We start from the raw sequence: 9,304 nt of genomic DNA, 5'->3' as shown, positions 1-9,304 counted from the left end.
AGGTACCCGGGGTTGCGCGCCCCGGCGGCCGGCAGGAGGGGGCGGGCAGGGCGGCGCGGCGGGGGCGCGCCGCGGGCCGGGCAGGACGGTCGGGCAGGACCTAGGATCGGCGCCATGGGTGCACAGGACGAGGAGACGGCGGCACGACGGACCATCGAGGCGGCGCTCACGGCGCTCGCCGAACCCGACGGCCGGCAGCCGGGCGCCGATGCCGACGGCACCACCGTCAGCTGGGAGACCCCGCGCCCCGGGCAGTACGTCGTCACCCTGCCCGGCACCCGGAAGCTCTCCACCACCTGCTCGCTGGTGGTGGGTCGCCACTCCCTGTCGGTGAACGCCTTCGTCATCCGTCGCCCCGACGAGAACCACGCCGAGGTCCACCGCTGGTTGCTGGAACGCAACGCCCGCCTCTTCGGTGTCGCCTACGCGATCGACCCGCTGGGCGACATCTACCTCGCGGGGAAGCTCCCGCTGGCCGCCATCACCGCGGCGGAGCTCGACCGGCTGCTGGGGGCCGTCCTGGAGCAGGCCGACGGCTCCTTCAACACGCTGCTGGAGAAGGGTTTCGCCTCCGCCATCCGCAAGGAGTACGAGTGGCGGACCTCCCGTGGCGAGTCCACCCGCAACCTGGACGCCTTCCGGCACCTGACGCGTCCCGCGGAGTGAGGGCGACCCCGGCCGACCTCGCCGCGCGACCGCACGGCCGACGGCACGGTCCCGGCGCGCCCCCCCCGGGCGGTCACCCCCGCGGCCCGGCCTCTCCGGGGGTCGGGGCGGGGCTCCGCCGCGGCAGCAGCCGCTCCGAGGTGAGCCGGGTGCGGATCAGCGGCGCCACCAGGTTCATGCCGCCGCTGCGCCGGACTGCACCGAGGGCCGCGGCCTCACCCGGCAGATGGTGCTGCTGACCGTCCCGGACCAGCCGCGCGACGCGGAGTGCCGCCGCCGGGTGGGAGTCCAGCGCACTGTGGCCGTGGTTCGCCAGCGGCACCAGGGTGCCGTCCGGCACCGAGTCCACGATCCGCTCGGCGACCGTGCGCGGGGTCCGCAGCTCCCGGTCGCCGGAGACCACCGCGACCGGCCAGCGGAACGCGGGCAGCTCGGCGGGAAGGTCGAACGGCTCGCCCGTGAACTCCGGGAACTCCCGCGACAGTTCCAGGAACCCGAGGTTGGGGTCGAGGGGCAGCCCATCGGGGTCCGGCCGGTACTTCAGCTCACGGAACGCGATCACCCCCGCGAGGTCGAACTCCATGACGAACGGCCTCGAGGTCCGGGCCTCCGCGTCGCCGAGCGACGCCAACCACCGCCAGGTGCGGTGCCCGCGCCCCGAGGCGACGGCCCGGTAGAGCGCCTCCAGCAGTGGCACCCCGCCCATCTCGTAGGCGACCTGCACCACGGCGCCCGTCTCGGCGGGGTCCACCAGCCCTCGCGCGACCAGCCCCCGCAGCGCCCCGGCGACACCTTCCGTGTCCGGGCACGATCCCTCCCAGAGCCGCTCCCGCATCACACGCCGGGTCTCCGCGTCGTCGTGCGCGGTGAGGACCGGTGAGTCCAGCACCATCGAGGCGACCCGGTCCGGGTGCCGGACGCCGAACCCCTGGGCCAGGTAACTCCCGTACGAGGCTCCGTAGACGACCGCGCGATCGATACCCGCGTGATCGAGCACCGCCGCCAGGTCCTCCACCGCCGCCGTCACGGTGACCGCCGAACGCGGCAACGGTCGCCCGTCGTCCCGCACCCGCGAGAGCCCGATGCCGCGGTGCTCGACCATCACCACGTCGAAGCGCTGCCGCGCCGCCCGCGCGCGCAGCGCCCGGTACATCACCACCGAGGCCAGTCCCGGACCGCCCGGGACGAACAGCACCGGGGTGGACCCGCGCGGCCCGGTCCGCACGTAGTGGAGGTCGAACTCCTCGTCCGCGCCGTCACCGACCGGGCGGCGCACCCTCGCGACATCGGCGGAGGCCGCCAGCCGCTGTCGGGTCCTGGCCTGCCGGTCGTCCGGCCGACGCCCGGCCCCCCGCACATCGCCGACATGGTGATCGCTCATCCTGCCCCTTCGTCGCGCCTCGTGACGTCCCGTTGCCTGCCGCCGCCTTGCCCCGGCCGCGCCGTGCCCCCGCCCGCGGCCCTGCGTGGACCGCCGTGGCACAGCTGAACCCCTACCCTCCCGTCGTCGGCCCACCGCTCGGGTGGCGCGAGGTCGCCGGGGCCGCGCCGCGACCCTCGCCGCGCCACGCCGGACCGCCAGGGCGCGCAACCCCGGGTACCTCCCGCTCCCCGGCGCGGGACGACCGGCGCGGGACGACCGGCGGGAACGACCGGCGCGCGCCGCTCCGGTGCCGGACGCCGCAGCGCCCGTCCCGCTCCCGTGGTGGGATGCTGACGGGTGTGCGGCGCGGACGCGGCACACGCGGCGGCGCAGTCCGTCCCGCCCAGGTGCCCCGGGAGCCCCCACCGTGATCGACGTCGCCGCCGCCGTGCTCTCCACCGTCCTCCTGCTGGCGGTGCTCGCCTTCGTCATCCTGCGCCCCCGACGCTGGCCCGAGGCGGTGGGGGCCGTTCCGGCCGCCGGACTGCTCATGGCCCTCGGCGCGGTCGCCCCCGCCGAGGCGTGGTCGGAGACCCAACGACTCGCGCCCGTGGTGGGGTTCCTCGCGGCGATCCTGCTGCTTTCGCACCTGTGCGCGGCCGAGGGACTGTTCAGCGCCGCCGGTTCCGTGGTGGCACGGCTCTGCCGTGACCGGCCGCGACGGTTGCTGGCCGGGGTGTTCGTCCTCGCCGCCCTGACCACCGCGGTGCTCAGCCTCGACGCCACCGCCGTGCTGCTCACCCCCGTCGTCATCGCGACCGCGATGCGCGCCGGCGCCGTGCCCCGCCCGCACGTCTACGCGACCGCCCACCTGGCCAACTCGGCGTCGCTGCTGCTGCCCGTCTCCAACCTCACCAACCTGCTGGCGTTCGCCGCCAGCGGCCTCACCTTCACGCGGTTCGGCATCCTCATGGCGCCGGCATGGCTGCTGGTGATCGCCGTCGAGTACCTCGTGTTCCGCCGCTACTTCGCCGCAGACCTGTCCGCGCCGCCCGTCCCGGTGACCGCTGGGGAGAAGGTCGAGGCGCCGGTCGTCGCGCTCGTCGTCCTGGCACTGACACTCGTCGGCTTCGTCGCCACGTCCTTCGCGGGGCTCTCCCCGGCGTGGGCGGCGTGCGCGGGCGCCGCCGTCCTGGCCGTCCGCGCCCTCCGGGCCCGCACCACCACCGTCGGCGGGTTGATCGCCGCCTGCAACCCGCTGTTCTGCCTGTTCGTGCTGGCACTCGGCGTGGTCGTCAAGGCGCTGGTCGACAACGGCCTCGACGCCGCCGCCGGGCGGGTACTCCCGGACGGCACGGGATGGTTGGACCTGCTGGTCATCGCAGCCGTCGCGGCGCTGCTGGCCGCGGGGATCAACAACCTGCCCGCGACCCTCGCGCTGCTGCCGATCGTCGCCGGGGGAGGGGCGGCACCGGTGCTCGCGGTGCTCATCGGCGTCAACCTCGGGCCCAACCTCACGTACGTGGGTTCCCTGTCCACCCTGCTCTGGCGGCGCGTGCTGCACGGGCACGACATGGACGTCTCGCTGCGGGACTTCACCTGGCTCGGCGTGCTCACCGTGCCCCTGACGCTGGTGGTGGCGACCACCGCGCTGTGGGGGATGCTCGAACTCGTCGGCACCTGAACCACAAACCAAACGGACAACCCAGAACCAAACGCTCACTGAGGCCCGGCGCCCGCCCGAAGCCCCGGCGTCCCCGCCTGGCACCCCGACCGGGCCCCGCCCCGCCCCCTGCGCCTCCGGCGACCGGCTCCCGCGCTCGGCGAGCCGCCCGTTGGCGACGACCTGGACGGCGCGATCACAGCCGCCGGGCAGGAGTGCCCCGCCCGGCAGCCGCAGGTGGTCAGCCCAGGACGCCGCTGTAGGCGTTGATCGCGGGCTGACCCCCGAGGTGCGCGTAGAGCACGGTGGAGTCCCGAGGGATCTCGCCGGACCGGACCAGGTCGACGAGACCGGCCATCGACTTCCCCTCGTACACCGGGTCGATGATCATGCCCTCCAGCGAGCCGCTGAGCCGGATGGCGTCCAGGGTGGATTGCACCGGGATGCCGTAGCGGTCGCCCGCCCACCCCGCCAGCACGGTGATCTCCTCGTCCCGCAACTCCCGGCCGAGACCGATCCGCTCGGCGGTGTCCCGGGCGATCCGCTCCACTTGCGCACGGGTCTCGGCGAGCTTCGCCGAGGCGTCGATGCCGATGACGCGACGCGGCCGGTCCTGCCCGGCGAACCCGGCGATCATCCCGGCGTGGGTGCTGCCGGTGACGCTGCACACGACGACGGTGTCGAAGAAGACGCCCAGCTCCCGCTCCTGCCGCTCCACCTCGGCCGCCCAGTTGGCGAACCCCAGCCCGCCCAGCGGGTGGTCGGAGGCGCCGGCCGGGATCGCGTAGGGGGTGCCGCCCGCGGAGCGCACGTCCTCCAGTGCCTGCTCCCAGCTCTCCTTGAAGCCGATGCCGAACCCCGCATCCACCAGCCGGACATCGGCGCCCATCATCCGGGAGAGCAGGATGTTGCCGACGCGGTCGTTGACCGGGTCGGGCCAGTCCACCCAACTCTCCTGCACCAGTACCGCCTTCATGCCCAGGCGTGCGGCCACGGCCGCCACCTGGCGGGTGTGGTTGGACTGCACGCCGCCGATGGTCACCAGGGTGTCGGCGCCCTGACGCAGCGCCTCCGGTACCAGGTACTCCAGCTTGCGGGTCTTGTTGCCGCCGAAGGCGAGACCGCTGTTGCAGTCCTCCCGCTTGGCCCAGACGCGGGCGCCGCCCAGGTGGTCGCTGAGCCGGTCCAGCGGGTGCACCGGGCTCGGCCCGAAGAGAAGCGGATGGCGGTCGAAGTCGTCGAGTGACACAGGGGCCTCCGGTGGCGGTGGGCGGGGCGGTCGAGTGCGGGGCATCGGCGGTCGGCGGACGGGCGGACGGGCGGACGGACAGGCGGGTGCGGCCGGCATCGGCCGCGTGGGCCCGGCGGAGTCAACCGTCCCCGGGGTCGGGCGTGCCGGGCTCCTCACCGGACCCGCCCGCGGCGTCGAGCAACGGGGCGAGCGTCAGCCAGTTCTCCCGCGCGGCGGTGGCCGCCGCGTCGACCTCGCCCGCCGAGCAGTGCGCGACGATCCGCTCGTGCTGCGCGACCGACGCCCGCCCGGCCAGCGAGCCGAAGCGGAGCCGCTCCAACCGCCGCAACACGGGGGTGAACTGCTCCAGCACCGTGACCACCGCCTGGTTGGCGGCTGCGGTCACGGCCACCCCGTGGAACGCGTCGTCCGCCGCGATCGCCGCGTCCACGTCCGCCGCGCGGACGGCCGCCTCGAACCGGGCGTTGGCGTCCCGCATCTCCGCGAGGTCACCCTCCGCCAGGTGCGGCACCGCCTCCCGTACGGCCAGCTCGTGCATCGCGGCCACGACCGCCTGGGCGTGGTGCACCGCCCGGACGTCCAGCGGGCTGACGACGGTGTGGCGGCCGGGGCTCGTCTGCACCAGCCCCACCTGCTCCAGCCTGCCCAGCGCCTCACGCACCGGCGTTCGGCTCACGCCCAGCCAGGCGACCAGGTCGGCGTCGTGCAGCCGCTCCCCGGGCGCGAGCGTCCCGCTCACGACGGCGTCCCTGATGGCTCGATATGCGTCCTCGCGCAGCAGGGATCTGCGAACGAGGCCACGATTCTCCGGTACCGGCATGCGAAATATTGCATGCCACTGTGGCGGGTGAGTCAAGAGCGCGGCGGGAACCACGCGAACAGATCTGCTCACCTGGGCGATCGTCCCCAGCGCGCGCCGCCGGGCGTAACGGTCGCTTCGCGAACAGCTCGCCGCAACTGTGATCAGCGCCGATGATTTCCGGTGATGTGAAGACTACGTGGAGTAGATTTGCCGCTCGGCGGGGAAACTTGCCTCGTCGGACACGGGCTCGCTGCGGGCGGCCTTCGGTCTTCCGCGATCCGGGCCCGGCACGAGCACTACCGGGGTCGGGTGGCGATGCAGGCTGAGAACGTCGATACGGGCTGGCGCCGCAGCAGTCACTGCGAGCCGCTCAACTGTGTGGAGACGACCGTGACCAGGGGCCGGGTTCTGGTCCGGGACTCAGGGGGTCCCGGGACAGCCGTGCTCGGCTTCGCGTACGGTGCCTGGCGGGAGTTCGTCACCCTGGCCTCGACCCCGAGGGGAGAGCGCATCTCATGAGCCCGTCCACGGCCGCGCAGGCGGCCCGGCACTACGATGCCGAGCCCCGATCCGGCCGCGCCGCGCAGACCGAGCCACCGAGCGCCGAGCCGAGCGGTCGCGGCGGCGGAACCGACCACCCCTCGCCCACCGCGACCGTGCCGCGGCCCGCCGCGTGGTCGCAGTCCCGCCGCGCCGTGGTTCTCGTCGGAGTGTGCGCTCTCGCGGCGGCCACCGCCACCGTCGGCGGCGCCGCCGCCTCGCTTCTCGTCAGCGGCGGCGCCAAGATCGCGGTCTGGGGTGCTGTGACGACGGTGCTGGCGGCTGCCGCCGCACTCGGGTGGAGCGCGCTGGAGGAAGCCGCCCACCGGGCCCGGCCCTGACGTGCGGCCCGCGCGAGGCGGTCAGCCCCCGGTCGACGGACCGTCCTCGTTCGCCGCGTCGGCCCGGCGGCGGCGCACGGCGCGGCCGGCCCCGTAGACGGCCATGAACACCACGCCGGCCGCCCCGACCGAGCCGGGCGCCACCCACCCCGATTCGAACGGCAGTTGCGGCGCCGCCATGTCGGCCGTTCGCACCGCCGCGACAAGGACGCCGACCAGCAGGGACAACGCCAGGACCCCGCCGGCCAGCAGCTTCAGCGCGCTGTGCGCCCGATTCGGGGAGTCTTCCACCAGATAGGCGACCAACTCGACCCAGGTGCGCGGCCAGCGAGGCCCCCCGGGCGCAGCGGCTCCGGTCGTCGCCGGCGCGACCGGCCCCGCCGCAGGGACCGGTACGGCGGAGGCGTTCGGCTCCGGCGCGGGGGGTGCGGCCACCCCGGGGTCCTCGGTGCCCGGCGGGCCGGACACCTCGTGCGGACCGCCGCGCGGCGGCGGCAGGTGCCCTCGGCTCATGACTGCTTCTCCTGTGACGGTCGGCCGGGGGTACCGGAGTTCGGCGGTGAACCAGCGATCATCTCGATATCAGCGGTGTGATGCGACCCGTCAGGGGCGGCCGGCGGCCAGGGCTTCGTGCACCGACCGGATGAGCGAGGCCGCGTCCGTCCCGGTCAGTGCCAGTTCACGGGCGGCGGCGAACCGCTCCTGGTAGCGGGCCACCAGGGCGGGCTCGTCGCGGACGCACCGGTCCCCGGTGGCGGCCGATTCGACGAACAGCACATCTCCCTCCTCCAGCTCCAGCAGACTGCACGGCTGGTCGACGAGCGGATGCGCACCCGCGGCGAACGGCAGTACCGCCACGTCGAGGTCGGGTGCGGCAGCCATCTGCACGAGGTGCTCCAGCTGCTCGGTCATCACCGTTGCGCCGCCGACCGCCCGCCGTACCGCTGCCTCGTCGATCAGGAACGACACCCGGGGGCCGCCGGGGCGCCGCAGCCGCTTCATGCGCTCCCGCCGCAGCTCGCCGCGGAGCGCGGCGCCGCCGGCAACCGGCAGCGGGTCCGTCGGCAGCGCCGCGGTGTAGGCCGGTGTCTGGAGCAACCCCGGTAGCAACGAGGGCTGATGGCACAGCACAGCCGTCGCCGACCCCTCGTACGCGAGGTACTGCGCGAAGGCCGGCGGGACCGCCGACTCGAACCGCGCCCACCACGCGCGGCCACGGCTGGCTCGCGCGGCGGCCCGGAGCGTCTCCCGTTCGACGGCGTCGTCGAGTCGGTAGAGGTCGAGCACCGCCTGGAGGTCGGTGACACTGATTCCCTGGGCGCCGCTCTCCACCCGGATCAGCTTCGACAGCGACCACTCCAGCTCGTCGGCGACGTGCCGCTGTGTGAGGTCGCGCTCCCGCCGAAGACGCCGCAGCGCGATGCGCAGCCTGCGGCGAGCGAGGACGGGGTCCTCCGGTGGTGGGTGCATGACGTCGCTCCGCGGTGGGGTGCCCGGGTGTCGGGGATGACCACTCGCATCCTGACACATGTCAGATAAGCAGTCGGTGTCGTGCCGAACCGGGTGGATGAGGGGCAACTCGCCGTCACGTGTCGGAACGCCTCACCGGCCGGAACGCGGACGGCCTCGGGGCCGCGGGGGCCCTTCGCATACGCTCGGAGCATGGCCGACGCACCGTACAAACTGATTCTGCTCCGCCACGGCGAGAGCGAGTGGAACGCGAAGAACCTGTTCACCGGCTGGGTGGACGTCAACCTGACCGACAAGGGCGAGAAGGAGGCGGTACGCGGCGGCGAGCTGCTGAAGGACGCCGGTCTGCTCCCCGACGTGGTGCACACCTCGCTCCAGAAGCGGGCCATCCGCACCGCCAACCTCGCCCTGACCTCGGCCGACCGTCCGTGGATCCCGGTCCACCGCTCCTGGCGGCTGAACGAGCGGCACTACGGCGCGCTCCAGGGCAAGGACAAGGCCGCCACCCTCGCCGAGTTCGGCGAGGAGCAGTTCATGAAGTGGCGCCGCTCCTACGACACCCCGCCGCCGGAGCTGGCCGACGGCTCCGAGTGGTCGCAGAGCGCGGACCCGCGCTACGCCGCGCTCCCCGGTGAGCTGCGTCCGCGCACCGAGTGCCTCAAGGACGTCGTCGCCCGGATGCTCCCGTACTGGTACGACGGGATCGTGCCCGACCTCCGCGCAGGCCGCACCACGCTGGTCGCAGCGCACGGCAACAGCCTGCGCGCCCTGGTCAAGCACCTCGACGGCATCTCCGATGCCGACATCGTGGGGCTCAACATCCCCACGGGCATTCCGCTCTCCTACGAGCTGGACGCCGACTACCGGCCGCTGAACCCCGGCGGCACCTACCTGGACCCCGACGCCGCGGCCGACGCCATCAAGGCCGTCGCCGGGCAGGGCAAGAAGTAGCGCACCGCGACGGGCCCCGCCCCGCCGCACCCCACGGCCCCCGTCGTGCCGCAGGCGTCCGCCCGGCGCGACGGGGGCCGCACGCGTGCCGCCCGGCCCGCGGACACCACCTCGTACCGGCCGGCCCGGCCCGGGGCCGCCTCCCCGGCGGACCGCGCCGTGCACCAGCAGCACCAGCGGCAGCCTCCCCGGGGAGGCCCCGACGGGCAGGGTGAGGAACCCGTGCAGCGGCAGCCCGTCCCGGGCGGTGAGCCGG

Annotated in this window: 10 protein-coding genes; 5 read left to right on the top strand and 5 right to left on the bottom strand. The window is 74.4% G+C overall.

Annotation, left to right across the window (positions count from 1 at the left end):
• Nucleotides 1-114 precede the first annotated feature (114 nt).
• On the top strand, nucleotides 115-666 hold the full coding sequence (locus HCJ92_RS19185) for a type III secretion system chaperone family protein (protein ID WP_167934861.1): 552 nt from the start codon (nucleotides 115-117) through the stop codon (nucleotides 664-666).
• 73 nt (nucleotides 667-739) lie between these two features.
• On the opposite strand, the gene HCJ92_RS19180 is transcribed toward HCJ92_RS19185, so the two are convergent.
• Entirely contained in the window at nucleotides 740-2,047 is a 1,308-nt protein-coding gene (locus tag HCJ92_RS19180) for an alpha/beta fold hydrolase (protein ID WP_167934860.1), read from the bottom strand.
• Nucleotides 2,048-2,456: 409 nt separating this feature from the next.
• Between HCJ92_RS19180 and HCJ92_RS19175 the strand changes: the two genes are divergently transcribed.
• Nucleotides 2,457-3,713, top strand: coding sequence for an SLC13 family permease (locus tag HCJ92_RS19175; protein WP_167934859.1), 1,257 nt, complete (start codon nucleotides 2,457-2,459; stop codon nucleotides 3,711-3,713).
• Between the two features lie 220 nt (nucleotides 3,714-3,933).
• On the opposite strand, the gene HCJ92_RS19170 is transcribed toward HCJ92_RS19175, so the two are convergent.
• Together HCJ92_RS19170 and HCJ92_RS19165 are read right to left on the bottom strand one after the other, a co-directional pair.
• On the bottom strand, nucleotides 3,934-4,941 hold the full coding sequence (locus tag HCJ92_RS19170) for a 1-aminocyclopropane-1-carboxylate deaminase (RefSeq protein WP_167934858.1): 1,008 nt from the start codon (nucleotides 4,939-4,941) through the stop codon (nucleotides 3,934-3,936).
• 121 nt (nucleotides 4,942-5,062) lie between these two features.
• Complete coding sequence (locus tag HCJ92_RS19165; protein ID WP_167934857.1) at nucleotides 5,063-5,764, bottom strand: GntR family transcriptional regulator; 702 nt, start codon at nucleotides 5,762-5,764, stop codon at nucleotides 5,063-5,065.
• A gap of 297 nt (nucleotides 5,765-6,061) precedes the next feature.
• On the opposite strand from HCJ92_RS19165, the gene HCJ92_RS25875 reads away from it, so the two are divergent.
• A complete protein-coding gene (locus HCJ92_RS25875; protein ID WP_420824744.1) occupies nucleotides 6,062-6,265 on the top strand; it encodes a DUF397 domain-containing protein in 204 nt (67 codons plus the stop codon).
• Complete coding sequence (locus HCJ92_RS19155) at nucleotides 6,262-6,627, top strand: hypothetical protein (protein ID WP_167934855.1); 366 nt, start codon at nucleotides 6,262-6,264, stop codon at nucleotides 6,625-6,627. The genes HCJ92_RS25875 and HCJ92_RS19155 overlap by 4 nt, the downstream gene beginning before the upstream one ends.
• Before the next feature lie 21 nt (nucleotides 6,628-6,648).
• On the opposite strand, the gene HCJ92_RS19150 is transcribed toward HCJ92_RS19155, so the two are convergent.
• Together HCJ92_RS19150 and HCJ92_RS19145 are read right to left on the bottom strand one after the other, a co-directional pair.
• Entirely contained in the window at nucleotides 6,649-7,140 is a 492-nt protein-coding gene (locus HCJ92_RS19150) for a hypothetical protein (protein ID WP_167934854.1), read from the bottom strand.
• Nucleotides 7,141-7,230: 90 nt separating this feature from the next.
• Entirely contained in the window at nucleotides 7,231-8,097 is an 867-nt protein-coding gene (locus HCJ92_RS19145) for a DUF5753 domain-containing protein (protein WP_167934853.1), read from the bottom strand.
• Nucleotides 8,098-8,289: 192 nt separating this feature from the next.
• Here HCJ92_RS19145 and HCJ92_RS19140 point away from each other — a divergent pair, with 192 nt between their 5' ends.
• The gene (locus tag HCJ92_RS19140) at nucleotides 8,290-9,048 is read left to right on the top strand and encodes a phosphoglyceromutase (RefSeq protein WP_167934852.1); all 759 of its coding nucleotides are present in this window, start codon (nucleotides 8,290-8,292) and stop codon (nucleotides 9,046-9,048) included.
• Nucleotides 9,049-9,304 lie beyond the last annotated feature (256 nt).

It is taken from the genome of Streptomyces spiramenti (assembly GCF_012034385.1).
Taxonomy (GTDB): Bacteria; Actinomycetota; Actinomycetes; order Streptomycetales; family Streptomycetaceae; genus Streptomyces; species Streptomyces spiramenti.
Note: the sequence above shows the minus strand (reverse complement) of the source record. Positions and strands in the feature narration are given on the sequence as shown.